Here is a 15,920-nt window from a genome sequence, read left to right as displayed (position 1 = left end):
ACGTAAGACGAGCTAAGCAAGCTCTTTTTTGAATTTCTCGATTAAATCAACCTGGGTTGGGTCGACACCATTGAGAATCGCAACATAAATACTGACAAAATCAGCCAATATAGAACCCCAGAGCATCTGCTTGAGTAGACTATCTCCTTCGATAGGCACGACTGTAGCTTTTGGACGACGGCCAGAAAGGAGCTTGTCGCTCAGTGAGAATCGTTTTAGTGTACGCGGATTCTCCAGTTCGCTCACGAGATCAAATACAGCAAATGGTTTTTCGACAGGATGACTTGTCCAGCCTAGAAATTCGTTATGATTAAATTCCGGTAGATAGTTCCAAAATGCAACATTTTTGGCATTTTCATTCCAGCTGATTTTCCACTTATAAGCAACCGGCGCCATCAAGCTACCCGCATAAAACACCGGCGTCTTACCAACGGCAATTAGCGCCAGCTGTTTGGCGTAATTTCGCTCGGTTGGCACTTCTTTGGCCCAAAGATCGCTTTCACTATGTAGCCACTGTTCAGCCTCAGCCAACTCGTCATATATCGACTGATGAACTAAACTAAACTCAACAAGAATCCTAAGCAGTGCCCTGAGGTTATAGATCATACCCATACGCGGCTGAGTATCATGAGGCATCTCAGCATACATCACTTCGTGTGCTTGTGCTATCTCTTTTACCTGACCGCCAGTGGCAATTGCCGCCATCTGACAACCGCGCTTAAGTGCCTCGTTCATGCAAGTAACTGTTTCCTCGGTATTACCGGAGTGACTACTGGCAATTACTAGAGTATTTTTACCCACATAAGCTGGTAGCTCGTAACCCTTTACTACCTCAAATGGAACCATTAGATCGCGTGCCAATAATACTTTGGCGACATCGGCAGCAAGCGCCGAACCGCCCATACCAGCCACAATCACACCGGCAATCTCACGTCCATCGTGCGTCGCATTGACAAGTTGACAGTCATATGAGACCTGCTTATATAGCGTCGCCGCTACATTGAGTGCTCCACTTACATCACGTTGTTTGATTACATTTGTATCGTCAAGCATATTCTACCTTTTCCCTTGCGTAGTATTCTCTATCCATGATACAGTATTTAGTAAGTAAGCATAAGTACAAAATCATTTAGAGGTGGGCATGGATATTCAATCGCAGACAACACAACCGATTAGCGATGACCAGGAGCTTGCAAAAGTTCTCGCTGGAGTCAACGCTGATATTGATGCAGATAGCAACAATCAAGACATAAACACTACCCCAGGAACGCCTCCGGTAGCGGCCCCTCCTGCCGATGACCCTATGGCAACGCCCATGCCAGCGCCAGCGACTGGTGTATCCGCCCCAGTAGCCCCACCGACTATTCCAGGAGAGCTTGATGGAGTCAAGCAAGAAGCTATCTCAGAGCTTCGTCCACTGGTAGACAAGCTCAACCTACCAGCCGAGGAAAAGTTCGACACCTACCTTTTGCTTATCCGTTCAACCGATGATCGTACCCTCATCGCACCTGCACACGAAGCGGCAAAAGCTATCGCCGATGAGGCACGGCGCGCTCAAGCCTTACTTGATATCATCAAAGAAATTGATTTTCTATCAGGAAACCAACCAACCGCCTAACCACTTCATGAGCTAACAAAAACCTCGACACTATCGAGGTTTTTATATACGCACAATCGATACATTACGCAGTCAGTATACAACAGTATTGACTTTTTATCATGTTTGTGCTTAAATGCAAGTATGTCACGAGAGCAAAAACTCCCCCCATACATCAGACCATCTGGCGAACGGGTAGACCGTAGCAACGAATACCGTCAACAAGGTATAGAATCTGCAAAAAAGCTATTAAGCGAGGTCTATGGAGATTCAGAAACACACTCTATCCGTAACCCAGAAGGGATACGTAGCGGAGCCGAACAACTACAGCTTGCCGGGGAAGCCGCACTCGAAGCTGGCAAGCCAGGAGAAGCAGCCTTCTTGTTATCAGTTGGCTATGTTACGGACTTTGTCGACGCTCAAGAACGGCTGATCGAGGCTCGTACAAAAGCTAAACGAGAACGACAAAACCATAGACACGTATCAGGCAAGACAAAAGATCAGATAAATTATAGCCGTCAAAAGGTACTTAGCTATAATGAGATACTCAAGGAGCGTCTAGACCTAAACCCCAAAACTCCGCTTGACTTTGTGGCTGGACAACTCGCGGCCTCTTACAAAATAATGAAAACTCTAAATGGCGAAAAGCCACAGGATGGAGCACGAGTATTCAAGCATGTGCTCGGCGCTGCTCGCGGCATGCGTGGTGAGCTTTCAGCCGAAGAAATAATCGGCAAGTACGAAGGCGTCGAGATCCACTATCATCTCACCGACAACCCAGAGGTTCGTCGCAAACTAGACGCAGCTGGCACAGACTATCTACTCACAGTCAGCCTATACGGACATGAGTTCGACTTACCCGTTGATGTCAAGGCTAATCGTAGTAAGACAGTTGATGACAAGGGGCGTGCAATTCCTGGCAAACTTTGGAATCAATGTATAGAAGAGGTTGACTATCCAAACAATGCGGCACGCCTAGATCCGAAAAGGTTGAGCAGTAAATACGGTCCTATGGAAGATGCTCTCATCAATCAGATTTGTCTACAATACCCTGGCGAACTTGAGGTGCTTGCTGCTAAACACGGCGACACTATAGATGACATTCACATCGATTAGTTTGCTACAATAGGGCTATGAGTATCCGATTTGCGAACCCAGACGAGATCGCGCGCTGGGACGAGCTCCTTACCAGCAACCCCGACGGAGGCAATGTCTTTCAGTCCACTGCTCTAGCTGAGACAAAACATCTCAGCGGCTGGATTCCACGATACCTGGTAATTGATAATATCACCGCAACCGTCCTCGAAAAATCTGTTTTTGGCCACGGTATTTATTGGTATTTTCCAAAAGGCCCTGGAGTTACTTGTACAGAAGAACTACTGTCTCTACTACCAGAACTAAAGCAATTTGCAAATGAACAGGGTGTGTTCGCCATAAAGCTCGAGCCAGAGATCCTCGAAACCGACGATACGCACGCCGCTTTTCGAGCTGCCGGACTAGTGCGAACGGCTCCAGTACAACCAAATAACTCGACGGTGATAATAGATCTTTCACCCGACCTAGATACAATCCTTGCAAATTTTAATCAAAAAGGACGCCACGCTCTCAAGCGCGCCGAAAGGGACGGTATCGTTACCGAAGCTGTCCCACTTACCGAGGAAAATATGCAAATCATGTTTGACATGCTTCGCAGCACTGCGATTGGTCGGTTTGAAGCCTCGCTTCGTGATTATCAGTATTATCGTACATTTTGGCAAAAATTTGCTAAAAACGACCACGGCAGTCTGTTTTTTGCCAGGTTTGACGGTAAGGTGGTTGCATCAGCATTTTGTATGTTCCTCGGCAAAAAAGGACTATATAAAGACGGTGCAAGTTTGCGCGAAAAAGTGACCTACGGGGCAAGCCATCTCTTACAGTGGGAGGTGATCAAGTGGATGAAAGCCCATGGAGTAGAGAGTTACGACCTATGTGGCGCACCGCACTCAAGCGCTATCAGAGATGACTCAAATCCGCTATATGGCATCGGCCGGTTTAAGACAAGTTTCAACAAGCACGTCACTGACTATGTCGGCTGTTATGATCTTGTAGTTAATCCAACCGTTTATAAGCGTTGGCAAAAATTTGGACTACGACTCGCTCTCAGCCTGTCTTGGCGACTCAAAAGGCAACAGTGGTTCTAGTCTCTCTGGGGCTATATGCTACCAGCACCTAATCATACTGGTCCACAACCGCTAGCTAATGCTTATCATTTAGGATTTCGCGAACAACATCTGAGTCATTCCACGGCTTTTTGTCTCCGTTGATGATCCGGTAGACTTCATGACCCATACCAGTGATTAGAACTGTATCTCCCTTAGTGGCAATACTGAGAGCTTTTTCAATCGCCTCACGACGATCCGCTACCTCGGTAGTTTTCATCGCTCCACCTCTAGCATCTTCGATTCCTTTGTAGATCATCTCACGAATTGCCTTTGGGTCTTCGTTGTAGCTCTCTTCGTCAGTCAGGAAGATTCGATCCGCCAGACAAGCGGCAATCCCGCCCATGACCGGTCTCTTAGCCTTGTCACGATCACCACAAGCACCAAAAACTAGAATGACTCGGTTTTTTGTAATCGCTCGGGCTGCTTGGAGTAATTTCTCTAGGCCATCTGGGGTATGCGCGTAATCAACAATAACGTCATACGGCAGACCCTCGACGACACGCTCAAACCGACCCGGTACCGCCTCTAGATTGGCTACCCCCTCTACAATATCGTTTAATTTGACACCCAAAAGATAGGCTGCAGCCACCGCGGCCGTCATGTTGTAGGCATTAAACTCGCCCGGTAAGTTTGTAGCAAGTTCAAGACGTGTCTGATGATCAATTGTCACCGTCACCTCTGTTCCCTTTCGGTACAACTTAACCTTGTCGATATGCGCCTCGCTATCAGGTAATTTGCCATAGGTAATCTTTTGGCCACCAGCGACAAACTTATCAAAATAATCAAACCATGCATCGTCACGGTTTAAGACAATATACTTTGGTTGACACGCAAATAACCTACCCTTGACCTCCGCGTACTCTTCCATCGTTCCATGATAGTCAAGATGATCCTGTGTCAGATTGGTCATAATCGCCATCTCGACTGGTACACCGTAAAGCTTGTGTTGATGAATCGCATGAGAAGGAAACTCCATAACAACGAAGTCAACCTTCTCTTGTTTTGCAGTTCGGAAAAACTGTTGCATTCGCGCTGTTGAGGCAACTGTCGCATTTAGATCATTACGCTTCGCCCTACCGGCCACTTCAATCGTTGCCGTGCTAAACATTGCAGTTTTATACCCAGCTTCCTTTAGTATCTCATTTAGATAGTTAACAGTCGTCGTCTTGCCATTCGTACCTGTAACGGCGATAACGCGCAAGTTACGTGCCGGGTGGCCATAACGAGTCGATAGTGCCTTTGCCCTTAGGAGGCGATATCGATTCTCGAGCGACGAAACCGTACTTTTTGGTAGCGCTTTTCTCACTCCCCTCACCAATGTTTGCTTCATATACCCATTTTAACACTCTTTATCCCTTAAAAAGTATGAAAAATATGGTATAATCTGCTATGCATGAAAGTTTTGGGAATCGAGTCTAGCTGCGACGAAACTGCCGCCTCGGTCGTTGAGGACGGTCGCCGTTTACTGTCTAATGTCGTAGTATCGCAAATTGATATCCACAAACACTATGGTGGCGTTGTCCCGGAGATTGCAGCTCGTAGTCACATTGAAGCCATTAATCCCGTCATCAACCAAGCAATTACAGATGCAAACTGTACGTGGGATGACATTGATGCAATTGCCGTCACCTACGCTCCCGGTCTAATCGGCTCGCTCCTGGTTGGCACACTTGCAGCCCGTACGCTAGCAATCCTACACAACAAGCCTCTCTATCCAGTCCATCACGTCGAGGCTCATGTCTATGCAAACTTTATCACTGAAGATGGTCGCCCAGAGAAGCTAGTCTCGTTAAAACCCCTAGAACTACCGTCTAAGCAACCAGCTTTTCCTATGCTTGCTCTAATCGTATCAGGTGGACACACTCAGCTCGTGTTGTTCCGCAGCCATGGCGACTATGAACTTCTCGGACAGACTCAAGATGATGCCGTCGGCGAAGCTTTTGATAAAGTTGCAAAAATCATCGGACTCCCCTACCCTGGCGGCGTATCAATTGACCGTACCGCACCGCTAGGTAACCCAAATGCATATCAGTTTCCCAAAGCTCGTCTAGATCATCCGTATAATTTTTCCTTCTCAGGCCTCAAGACGGCCGTTTTAAGGGCCGTTCAGGCAGAATGCGGTAAAGACCACACATTTCCATCTCACAAGCTTCCAGCGCTCTTAGACGAGGCTACACGCGATAATGTCTCCGCAAGTTTCCAGCGCGTAGCAGTTGACACTCTCGTCGACAAGACAGTTAAAGCATTTGAAAACTACCGGCCAGCCTCAGTAGTAATCGCTGGTGGCGTCGCCGCGTCAAGAAAACTACGCGAGGTGCTAAAGGAGCGCCTACCGATTGATATTGAGTACGCACCGATCAGCCTCTGCACTGATAATGCGGTGATGATTGCCGCCCTAGGCTATTACCACGCTATCGCTCATCCGCCTACCAACCCCTACGCCCTCGAGGTAATCCCGAGTATTTCTATGACAAAAACTGCCTGGTCAAAAAATGAGTAAACCAATCCACCTGAAATCACTCACTGATCCTCGACTAGCCGAAATGATAAAAAATGGCCAGATCGGAGTTATTCCAACTGATACAATCTATGGACTAGTCGGTGCGGCCACTAGCAAGACAGCAATCAAAAAACTCTACTCTCTAAAAACTCGGAAACGACAACCTGGCACTACTATCGCCGCTTCCATTCAACAGTTAAGCAGGCTCGGTTTCCCTAGCGACACGCTCACCCATGCTAGCAAGTACTGGCCAAATGCTATTAGTGTAGAAATGACAACAGATTTACTACCTGATTATCTAAAAGTATCACAAACCCACATGGCAGCTCGCATCCCAAGAGATCCAGTTATCCTCGCCCTCTTAGCCCAAACTGGACCCCTGATGACAACCAGCGCAAATACACCCCATGCGCCAACATCTCACACGATTAAAGAAGCTATAGCGTACTTTGGCAAAAAAGTGGATTTTTATGTTGACGCTGGCGACCTCGGCGATCGTCCCCCTTCAACAATCATCGGCTTTGATGAAAATAATCGGGTCATCGTCTACCGCGAAGGTGCAGTTAAACTCTAGCCCCTAACAAGCCGTTTGGCTTGACGAATAATCTTTTTTGCCAGAGGTAATCCCCTAGCCCATAATGCATATAACGATGATAGCGGGTAGTCATAGGTACCAACCAACATATCTTCATGACTAGCAAAACCCTGCTTGAACGTACTGACACCATCATTAAGTAGTCCATTCATATCATATCGACTAATCCCCCACTCTTTACAGGTACGGATAGAATGCCATTTAAGCATGTAATTAGCTCGCAATTGCTGTCCGCGCTCATTCATACCGCCATATAGCTCAAATGAAGTCGTTGCGCTGACAACAAGCCAGACGAAGGCAGTCGGTTTATCGCCTTCGTAGGTGGCAAAAATAACCGACGATTCACCGAGTTTTTCATGGACATCATAATAGTACTGGTCGTCGTGGAGAGGAAATTTTGCACGCTCAGCAGTTTGATGGTAGATATCAAGACACGCCCTTATGTCATCATGTCGCTTCACCTGTCGCACTACTAAGCCCTCGCGCTCTGATTTGCGGATATACTGTCTGGTCTTTTTTGTCATGGCTCCGAGAAGTGCTGACTCGTCATTATCGAGATCAAGGATTAGTGTCCGAGGGATCAAAATTGTATTCTTAGACGCCCGCCAACCCTCTGGCAACACAAGACTGTCGGTATCTGGTTCAATCGTCAATGCCACCCCAGGTAGATACTGTTTTACATAGCAAGTAATCGCACTTAGCACCCCCTGCTCCTCACCGGCGCGCCAAACTGGACCTCTCGGTATATAACAAATTCGCTTAAAGGCCCCTGGTAGTGGACGTACGAGAATCTGTGCACCGCCTACTACGGTGTTATCTGAATCATCCACACAAATTACTCTGTGAGTACTCCAGTTGTGCGCCGACTTCAACTCTCCCCAGCCCCACAACTGGAGCGGATGACCACCAAGGTCGTGTACTATCTCGTCCCACACACTAGGTTCGTCACATATTTTCCCTATAATCATAGCGTTATTATACCCTTTTTATAGGACAGACAACACAGCGACAATGTGGTATACTAGAGCTGAACACAAACACGTGGAAAAACAAAGGGAATAGGATCTGTATTAACTGTGGTATTTTTGCATGTGAAAATCCACGGAGGAATTTCCTATGCTACTTTTTTCGCGTGAAAATATAACCTTTAAGAAATCAAACTTTCATGAATCTAGCAAAAGCCTACACACCAAACGAATTTGAGCCAAACATTTACGCACTCTGGGAGCAATCAGGTGTATTTAATCCGACAGGGGAGGGCGAGCCGTATGCAATAATAATGCCACCACCAAACGCCAACGGCAACCTACACGTCGGCCACGCTCTTTCATTCAACCTTGAGGATATCCTTGTCCGATTCTACCGTATGAAGGGACGCGATGCGGTACTGATTCCCGGTGCTGATCATGCTGGCTTTGAGACATGGGTAGTTTACGAACGAGAGCTTGAAAAGCTTGGTAAAACCCGGTTTGACTTTAGTCGCGAACAGCTTTACAGCCAAGTCTGGGATTTTGTCGATCAAAAAAGGGGCGATATGGAACTACAGCTACGCGCCCTTGGGGTAGGTGCCAGCTGGGACAATCTCGTATTTACGCTTGATAAAAAAGTTATCAAGACTGTTTACAAGACGTTTAAAAAGCTGTGGGATGATGGACTTATCTATCGCGGTGAACGTATGGTTAATTACTGTACTGTTCATCAAACAAGCTTTTCAGACATCGAGGTGGAGCATAAAAATGAAAAAAGCAAGCTCTGGAAAATCGCTTACCCAACCCTAGATAAAGTAGGGGAGATAATCATAGCTACAACTCGTCCTGAGACCATGCTAGGCGACGTAGCGGTTGCCGTTCACCCAGACGACGTACGCTATAAAGATTTAATTGGCGCAAAGGTACAACTACCTCTAACCGATCGTGAGATTCCTATCATAGCTGATGAATACGTAGACATGGAGTACGGTACTGGAGCTGTCAAGATTACCCCAGCACACGATCCAAACGACTTTGAAATCGGTGAGCGCCACAACCTAGAACAAATTCAGGTAATCGGATTTGACGGAAAAATGATTAATGTTCCTCAACAATTCCTAGGTCTATCAGTCGAAGAGGCTCGCAAGAAGGTACTTTCTGCGCTCGAGCTCGGAGAGTATTGTCGTGGTGAATCAGATATAGAGCACGCGGTAGGACACTGCTACAAGTGTGGCAGTGTCATTGAACCTCTTATCAAAGACCAGTGGTTTATCAAGATGGACAATCTCGCCAAACGTGCGATCGAGACAATCAGGAGTGGTAAGATCACCTTTAGCCCAGAGAATAGGGGAGTGATACTGGCAAATTATCTAGAAGGTCTACGCGACTGGAATATTAGCCGTCAAATCCCATGGGGCATTCCAATCCCAGCTTTTCGTAACGAGAGTGACCCGAGTGATTGGATATACAACGAGCAGGTCGATCAAGAGCGTATTGTAGTTAATAACACAACATATATTCGCGAAGAGGATACTTTTGATACCTGGTTCTCAAGTGGTCAGTGGCCATTTATCACTACCGACGTCCTCGATAATGGACAACTAGCCCGCTTCTACCCAAGTGACGTCATGGAAACAGGTTTCGACATACTTGATCGCTGGGTAGCGCGTATGATCATGCTAGGTGAGTATATGACTGACCAAATTCCATTTAAACATGTATATCTTCACGGTATGGTGCTTGATGGACGCGGACAAAAGATGAGCAAATCAAAAGGAAATGTGATAAATCCGATGGAAGCAATCGCCGAATACGGCTCAGACGCTCTACGCATGGGAATAATCGCTAGCCGATCAGCCGCCCAGAGTCAGGCGTTTAGCACTGGAAAAGTTGTTGCTGGACGCAACTTCTGCAATAAGCTCTGGAATGTAGCGCGGTTTATCATTTCAAACGTTGGAGATATCGTACCAACAATCGACCCAAAACCAAAGTCTCTGGCTGACCACTGGATAGTTCACCGCCTCAATCAAGCTGCCGCTAAGATCGAAAAGCAGATCGCTGAATACCGTTTCGCCGAAGCGGCCGAAACTGTTTATCACATCGTTTGGGACGACGTGGCTGACTGGTATGTCGAGACTAGCAAGATCGAAAATCACGCCAGCATGAGCGCTTACGTGCTTGATACGATACTACGTTTGTCGCATCCATTTGCACCTTTTGTCACCGAAACAATCTGGCAAAGCCTAAACTGGCACGACAACCTACTGGCTGGGGATTCGTGGCCAACTCAAAAAGAGTGTAGCGAATTAGCAGCCGCAGAGTTTGGTCGTTTGAAGAAGCTTGTCAGCGAAGCTCGATACGTCATGAGCGAACTACCAGGTAATGAACGCTACAGTATCCTCTATATGGATGACTCTCTGGTCGAAGACAATGTGGAGCTAATTCAGAAACTAGCGCGTGCCAAATCAGTTGAGCGCGTAGACCAGCCACGTGGGCTTCGCCTAGCAACAAGTGGTCGTGACGCCTGGCTAGATCTCGACACCGAAACTCTCTATGAGCACCAGTCTAATCTCGAAAAGCGACTAGCAGAGACTCGCCAACACATGGCCACACTCGAGAGTCGCCTCGCAAACAAGAAGTACATCGAGAAGGCGCCGGCCGACCTGGTTGAGGAGTCACGCAAACAACTCACCAGCAAAAAGGCGCTTGTTGAGCGCCTTGAAGCTGAGCTAGTTGTCTTATCTGACACAAGTACTATCTAGTCGAGAATCGGTAGGTTAGCATTATCAAACGCATGACGACCAGCGCCAATCTCGATCTGACGAAGCGAGAGCTTGTTGGCGTCCTCTTTACGCGGCGGAACGCTCGGTGATTGGTACTGAAAACTATTGATCAGACTTTTCGCAGTATTGTGATCAGGGTGAGTATGAGCGTCGACTTCTACGACCGCCTTGATACGCTCCCCGAGGCTCTGATCTGTATCTGAAGCAGGTGCGCTACTTGTTGGTTGATCAAGTGCCGCCATTGTCGCTCTATCGACACGACCATCGTGCATAAACACACCCATGGCAGTTGCCAGGCTGATACCTGTCATAATTTTGTTTGCTATGTTTGCTAGTGTTTCCATATATTTTTGTATTACGTTATGTAACACTATTTAACTTAGCATAAACGTGATAAATTGTCAATAGTATGTCAATTTATATATACTGCGACTACTCGTGGTGATAGGGGTGTCCCGCATAAATCGCCTGCGCTCGATATAACTGCTCAACGAGAATCAGCCTAACTAGTTGGTGCGGAAAAACAAGTGGGGATAGTGACCAAACAAGATTAGCACGTTGCACAACCGTGTCGTCCACACCGTAAGCACCACCTATAATTATCGTTATCACTCGACCCGACCCCATTGCTTCAGTTAATGCACACGATAGAGCAGGGGAGTCGAGGAGTTTGCCACGTTCATCAAGCAGAATAACGTATTCGTCGTCTTTTATACGTGATAATATGCGTCCAGACTCTTCCTGACGCGCCTCCTGGCCCTTGCGAGCACTATGTGGTAAAAGTGTCCACTCGACCGACCATGAACCACCAAGGCGCTTAGAGTAGCGTTTTAGGCCATCGTCTATCCACGCCTCATGACGCTTGCCAATAGCAACGACCTTAATCATCAAAACGGAGCTTTTCCGCCACCTTTGCCAGAGCTTCGTGGTTAATAGGACTTTCGGTATCCTGAGGTTTTCTTATATCGTCCTCACTGGCGATCGGGATTAGGTGAATATGAGCATGCGGTACTCCATACCCCATCACCAGCGCACTAACTCGTGGCTCAGGTACTCGATCACGAATATGTACTGCTAGTTTTTTCGCTACACTCCAGAGGTGATTATACAAGCCATCATCAAGATCCCACAGATGATCTACCTGTTGCTTGGGTATAACCAAGGTGTGACCCTCAACCTGCGGATGTACGTCTAAAAAGGCTATCACCGTTTCGTCTTCGTAGATTTTGTGACAGGGAATTTCCCCTTTGATAATTTTTGTAAATATCGAATCTTCCATGAATCCAGTATACCGCACCACCAATATAGAGCTGGCTATGCTTGATGGGGTCAAAATAACATTATATATTTAGATACAGTCCTTATGAATTAGACATATAGGATGTTGTTTGATGTACACTACCCTTTGAAGGGGGCAAAATGAACGTGTGGAGTTTCCTGATTGCTGTGGTCGGGGTACTAACTTCGGCTGCCATTATCACCAAGGTTATTAGACGTCCCGAGCCTGGAATCGAAGGTGTGCTCCTGCGAGGAGGACACTTCAAACTAAACAGACAGTCTGATATACCACTAGAAAAGCGTGACGGTATTGATAACGCTAAGCTTTACCGAAATCACTTTCGGTTTGTAGCGTGGCCGCTATACGAGTTCCGGCCAGTATCGGTAACGGATCGGACGTACGATATAAGTATCCCGTTCGATTTCCTTGTCGGGGGTATCCGCAAAAACTTCGTAATTACGCTTCGGCCAACCTGGGGCGTAAAGCCAAGTGATCCAAACGGTATCAACTATGCCGCGAGAGCCGAAAAGAACGGTCGTAACGACATAGAGAGTCTCACGAAGGCCGTTTTTATTCGCGCCTTCAATATTCTCAAGAGGACGCCAGGTGTAACAATCTCCAACCTCGACGACGCTGACTACTTGTTTGAGAATATCAAGCACTTAGTAGCGGTTGCCGACGAGAAGGAACTGACCTATAGCCCTAACCGTTTTCCTCTGTCGCACTACGGGTGTGAGCTTCGTGGCTTGGCCTCATACTTAACTCGTAGCCCGATGCAGGTCTATAACGACGATGGACGCCCAGAGAGCGATAATATCGTTGTTATTGCGGCAGGAGAGGAGGATATCAGCATAAAGTGAGTCGGTGCAGTGTATGTCGGCCAGCACTACCCTAAAGTTTAGGGGTGGTGCTGGCCTAATTTTATTATCTGTTATAATCTGATATACGGCCACAGTGGAGAGGTGCAGGAGTGGTTGAACTGGCCGCTCTCGAAAAGCGGTGTACCGCAAGGTACCGAGGGTTCGAATCCCTCTCTCTCCGCCAAATAAAAAAGACTTCCATGTAAGAAGCCTTTTTTATTTGGTACACCCGATACGATTCGAACGTACGACCTCTTGCTCCGCAAGCAAACGCTCTATCCAGCTGAGCTACGGGTGCATACCTAACAGCGATTATATTACCATACTTAAGAGGTGATAGCAAGCACTAGAGTCGGAGCCGTTCCAGTAGTCGATCTATAAAATCTGGCTTTACTTCCTTCATTGGCAGCCTAGCTGCAAGCATGTCTACCAGCTGTTCACCGATCTCTTCGGGGAAGTAGATAGTTTGTCCGATCTGAAATCGCTTGCGTGGCACGAGCACTACCGAGTGATGGCGGTCGTGTCTGACAACACCAAAGGATTTAAACTGATTATACGAAAATAGACGATCATCCACATGGAGACCCTTTCTACTCAAGATGTAGTGAAGAGTTGTAGGTGGTCGTCGCACGTATATAATCAGTGCCACGGACATTACCGGCACAAGAATAGCAAATGTAATTGAACGAAAGACCAATAGAGCAACAGCAACCAATATCGCGGACACCGCCGCTACACCAACATACCAGAGGACATTGCGATCCTGATGTATATATTCTGTTCCCTCCCATCTTAATAGGGCAGTGTCGTCGTCGCTTTGAGAATTGTCATTTGAATTAAGCTGATCCGATTTATCCTGAGGGTCACTATCGGTCAGAGGCTTGTTACCATACTCCTGGTCATCAACTGCTTCGTACGGAGCTTGCGGAGTAGTTTCTCGTGGCTTCTGCCAGTCTCTGTTTGAATCCTGATCGGGTTGCATAATTAAATTATAGCATGAGTACTACCTGTGGGTATAAGGCGCTAATACATAGACCCTCTAGGCGGCATCAATGGTTAATTGAAAAATAGAGGTCCTATAGAACCTCTATTTTATTTGGCGGAGGAGGGGAGATTCGAACTCCCGCTGCAGGTCTCCCCACACTAACGATTTAGCAAACCGTCCCCTTCAGCCACTTGGGTACTCCTCCAAAATATACTAAGTGGACTCCCGTCAGTGTAGCACAAACTACACATCAAGTACAGAGGTACTAGCAGAGAGTAGTAATCCGTGTATACTAGAGTCAGAGATGTCAGCAAACAACCAAGAGGAGAATCTATGAAACGTTCGCTCAATCTACTTGTTATTGCAGCTACATTGGTTGCATCTGTTACCATAGTTGGTATTACTCAAGCATCAGCAGTTGGAACTATTGCCGATGGGGCGGTTTCAGCACGTGGCGCCCAACAGCCAGCTGACCTATTTGGTAATTCTGGCGTATTTTCAGAGATCAGTAGCGTTTTGCTATTTATAGTTGGTGCAATTGCTGTGATTATGATCGTGATCGGTGGTCTTCGCTACGTCATCTCTGGAGGTGACGCCTCGCAGGTTCAGGCGGCTAAAAATACGATTCTCTACGCTCTAGTAGGTATCATAATCGCGATTCTCGCTTACGCGGCAGTAAACTTTGTCATCAATAGTCTCATACCATCTGGCTCAGGGTCGGGCATCGGTACTAGATCTGGTTCATACGGCGCCTCGACGCGATAAAGTGTAGCCTCTATCGGTTATCTCATGCCTCCATCCGTCGTGTTGGAGGCATTTTATAATATCACTCCTCTCTTCCATAACTACACACTTGATATTGTGGACGGAAAATTCTCGTTTTTGGACGTTAGAATTGGTGAGCACATCTTTGTATATGTTCATGTATTTTTTACCGTCATACTCCCAGCTAGGCATTCGTCCATCGATATACACGGGGGTATTTGGCAGTTTCCATATAAAATATCCACCGATATTATATGAGTTAAAAACCGCTCCTTCACAAGGTCTATCTCGAAGCGCTTGGATAATTTTTTGTGGCTGACTAGACTCTGGGTCAACTTTAACGCCTTTTAGCGCATCGTACACTCCAGTCGCCATCACAAGCACAAAGACTACAGCAACTATCGATATAAGCCCATTGATTGGACGAAGTAGCTTGGAGGCTGCTGATCTATTGATCTTCATCTTTTTAAACGTTATTGACAACCAGCCTAAGGCAAAAAGACAAAATAGCGGTAGACTACGAATACTTGAAAAACTAGCAATGAGAAGTAGCGTCTCAAACGAAACTATCGCGCGCCACCACGGAGATACCGTCATAGCCCTGACACCAACCCATATTCCTACAACAGTAATCGCTGGTATCGTTAGCGCAAACGAACTCCACTCCTGAATGTTGGTGTGCAAATCGCTATCAACAAGCGTACGCCACACTTCTAGATACATACCAGGGCCATAAGGGGTGATAAACGTTACAAGAACCGAGGCAATCATAACACCTGCGATTATAAAAGAGTGTTCCTTGAAAGATTTCCATACGATGTAAGCAAGCCCCAACACAAACCCACCATGCATATTTGCCCAAAAAAGCATCAGTAGGGGAATCCACCACCACGCTCGACCTCTTCTGTGTAGTAAAATATACAAAATAGCACAGAAAAACACTGTCCACGTCATCGCCCTGACGCCAGAAAAACTTAACATGACGCAGGTAGAAATCAGCGTAACAATTGGTAGCGGGTTTTTACGCGACACCAACCATACTGAAGCTGTCCATAATGAAGCAAAAACAAAGCCCAACAACCAGTATCCACCGACCTGGTAGATGCTTGCTGATAAAACGTCAGCCAGCCACTCGTGATGTATCCAAGGAAAATCACGCGCAGTATAGGTAAATATATCGTGTGTCGGTATGCCGTGTTCCAAAATATAACGACCCGACTGCAGATGCCATCCAAAATCTGGATCAAGCGTCCCGAGAGCTTTAATTAGAAATAATATGAAAACCAGGGTATATACGACAACGTGTGGGGTAAAAAGAAAATGCACCCACCAGGCATATTTTGACTTTACTAGTGCCATACCTCCACTATACCAAGATGGTAGGTCG

General features: G+C 46.8%; 16 protein-coding genes and 3 tRNA genes. 9 read left to right on the top strand and 10 right to left on the bottom strand.

The genetic code is table 11. From position 1 onward, the window contains the following. Window positions 1–12 precede the first annotated feature (12 nt). Window positions 13–1,053 (bottom strand): SIS domain-containing protein, encoded by a 1,041-nt coding sequence (locus tag GWK75_00210; protein ID QHU90903.1) that lies wholly within the window; start codon window positions 1,051–1,053, stop codon window positions 13–15. A gap of 88 nt (window positions 1,054–1,141) precedes the next feature. Here GWK75_00210 and GWK75_00205 point away from each other — a divergent pair, with 88 nt between their 5' ends. The 3 genes from GWK75_00205 (at window position 1,142) to GWK75_00195 (ending at window position 3,777) form a co-directional block, all read left to right on the top strand. Next, window positions 1,142–1,618 (top strand): hypothetical protein, encoded by a 477-nt coding sequence (locus GWK75_00205; protein ID QHU90902.1) that lies wholly within the window; start codon window positions 1,142–1,144, stop codon window positions 1,616–1,618. 123 nt (window positions 1,619–1,741) lie between these two features. Further along, window positions 1,742–2,713, top strand: a complete 972-nt coding sequence (locus tag GWK75_00200; protein ID QHU90901.1) for a hypothetical protein — start codon at window positions 1,742–1,744, stop codon at window positions 2,711–2,713. A gap of 17 nt (window positions 2,714–2,730) precedes the next feature. Beyond that, window positions 2,731–3,777, top strand: coding sequence for a peptidoglycan bridge formation glycyltransferase FemA/FemB family protein (locus GWK75_00195; GenBank protein QHU90900.1), 1,047 nt, complete (start codon window positions 2,731–2,733; stop codon window positions 3,775–3,777). Window positions 3,778–3,832: 55 nt separating this feature from the next. On the opposite strand, the gene GWK75_00190 is transcribed toward GWK75_00195, so the two are convergent. After that, entirely contained in the window at window positions 3,833–5,128 is a 1,296-nt protein-coding gene (locus tag GWK75_00190; GenBank protein ID QHU90899.1) for a UDP-N-acetylmuramoyl-L-alanyl-D-glutamate--2,6-diaminopimelate ligase, read from the bottom strand. A gap of 63 nt (window positions 5,129–5,191) precedes the next feature. On the opposite strand from GWK75_00190, the gene tsaD reads away from it, so the two are divergent. Then, the gene (gene tsaD / locus GWK75_00185) at window positions 5,192–6,298 is read left to right on the top strand and encodes a tRNA (adenosine(37)-N6)-threonylcarbamoyltransferase complex transferase subunit TsaD (GenBank protein QHU90898.1); all 1,107 of its coding nucleotides are present in this window, start codon (window positions 5,192–5,194) and stop codon (window positions 6,296–6,298) included. Further along, complete coding sequence (locus tag GWK75_00180; GenBank protein QHU90897.1) at window positions 6,291–6,872, top strand: hypothetical protein; 582 nt, start codon at window positions 6,291–6,293, stop codon at window positions 6,870–6,872. Before tsaD ends, GWK75_00180 begins: the two co-directional genes overlap by 8 nt. On the opposite strand, the gene GWK75_00175 is transcribed toward GWK75_00180, so the two are convergent. Next, window positions 6,869–7,861: a peptidoglycan bridge formation glycyltransferase FemA/FemB family protein gene (locus GWK75_00175; protein QHU90896.1), complete on the bottom strand. Its 993-nt coding sequence runs from the start codon at window positions 7,859–7,861 to the stop codon at window positions 6,869–6,871. The genes GWK75_00180 and GWK75_00175 overlap by 4 nt on opposite strands. 197 nt (window positions 7,862–8,058) lie before the next feature. Between GWK75_00175 and GWK75_00170 the strand changes: the two genes are divergently transcribed. Further along, window positions 8,059–10,623 (top strand): valine--tRNA ligase, encoded by a 2,565-nt coding sequence (locus GWK75_00170; protein QHU90895.1) that lies wholly within the window; start codon window positions 8,059–8,061, stop codon window positions 10,621–10,623. Here the strand turns inward: GWK75_00170 and GWK75_00165 are convergent. The 3 genes from GWK75_00165 to GWK75_00155 all read right to left on the bottom strand — a co-directional run bounded on the left by GWK75_00165 (window position 10,620) and on the right by GWK75_00155 (window position 11,923). Then, window positions 10,620–10,988: a hypothetical protein gene (locus GWK75_00165; protein QHU90894.1), complete on the bottom strand. Its 369-nt coding sequence runs from the start codon at window positions 10,986–10,988 to the stop codon at window positions 10,620–10,622. The genes GWK75_00170 and GWK75_00165 overlap by 4 nt on opposite strands. 88 nt (window positions 10,989–11,076) lie before the next feature. Then, window positions 11,077–11,532, bottom strand: a complete 456-nt coding sequence (rlmH, locus tag GWK75_00160; protein ID QHU90893.1) for a 23S rRNA (pseudouridine(1915)-N(3))-methyltransferase RlmH — start codon at window positions 11,530–11,532, stop codon at window positions 11,077–11,079. After that, complete coding sequence (locus GWK75_00155; protein QHU90892.1) at window positions 11,525–11,923, bottom strand: HIT domain-containing protein; 399 nt, start codon at window positions 11,921–11,923, stop codon at window positions 11,525–11,527. Before GWK75_00155 ends, rlmH begins: the two co-directional genes overlap by 8 nt. A 140-nt stretch (window positions 11,924–12,063) precedes the next feature. On the opposite strand from GWK75_00155, the gene GWK75_00150 reads away from it, so the two are divergent. Both GWK75_00150 and GWK75_00145 read left to right on the top strand, forming a co-directional pair. Then, a complete protein-coding gene (locus GWK75_00150; GenBank protein QHU90891.1) occupies window positions 12,064–12,783 on the top strand; it encodes a hypothetical protein in 720 nt (239 codons plus the stop codon). 96 nt (window positions 12,784–12,879) lie between these two features. Beyond that, window positions 12,880–12,967 (top strand) — tRNA-Ser (locus GWK75_00145). A 37-nt stretch (window positions 12,968–13,004) separates the two neighbouring features. Here GWK75_00145 and GWK75_00140 read toward each other — a convergent pair. From GWK75_00140 to GWK75_00130, 3 genes are all read right to left on the bottom strand, one after another. Then, window positions 13,005–13,081: transfer RNA gene (locus GWK75_00140), tRNA-Arg, on the bottom strand. 48 nt (window positions 13,082–13,129) lie between these two features. Next, complete coding sequence (locus tag GWK75_00135) at window positions 13,130–13,765, bottom strand: hypothetical protein (protein QHU90890.1); 636 nt, start codon at window positions 13,763–13,765, stop codon at window positions 13,130–13,132. Window positions 13,766–13,880: 115 nt separating this feature from the next. Continuing rightward, window positions 13,881–13,973: transfer RNA gene (locus GWK75_00130), tRNA-Ser, on the bottom strand. Between the two features lie 128 nt (window positions 13,974–14,101). Between GWK75_00130 and GWK75_00125 the strand changes: the two genes are divergently transcribed. Next, complete coding sequence (locus GWK75_00125) at window positions 14,102–14,533, top strand: hypothetical protein (protein QHU90889.1); 432 nt, start codon at window positions 14,102–14,104, stop codon at window positions 14,531–14,533. Here GWK75_00125 and GWK75_00120 read toward each other — a convergent pair. Then, complete coding sequence (locus GWK75_00120; GenBank protein QHU90888.1) at window positions 14,510–15,892, bottom strand: hypothetical protein; 1,383 nt, start codon at window positions 15,890–15,892, stop codon at window positions 14,510–14,512. The two genes, GWK75_00125 and GWK75_00120, sit on opposite strands and share 24 nt — an antisense overlap. Between the last annotated feature and the right edge of the window lie 28 nt (window positions 15,893–15,920).

Source organism: Candidatus Saccharibacteria bacterium oral taxon 955, from assembly GCA_010202265.1.
GTDB lineage: Bacteria > Patescibacteriota > Saccharimonadia > Saccharimonadales > Saccharimonadaceae > Saccharimonas.
The sequence above is the reverse complement of the archived record's forward strand: the minus strand, read 5'-3'. Positions and strand labels throughout refer to the sequence as shown.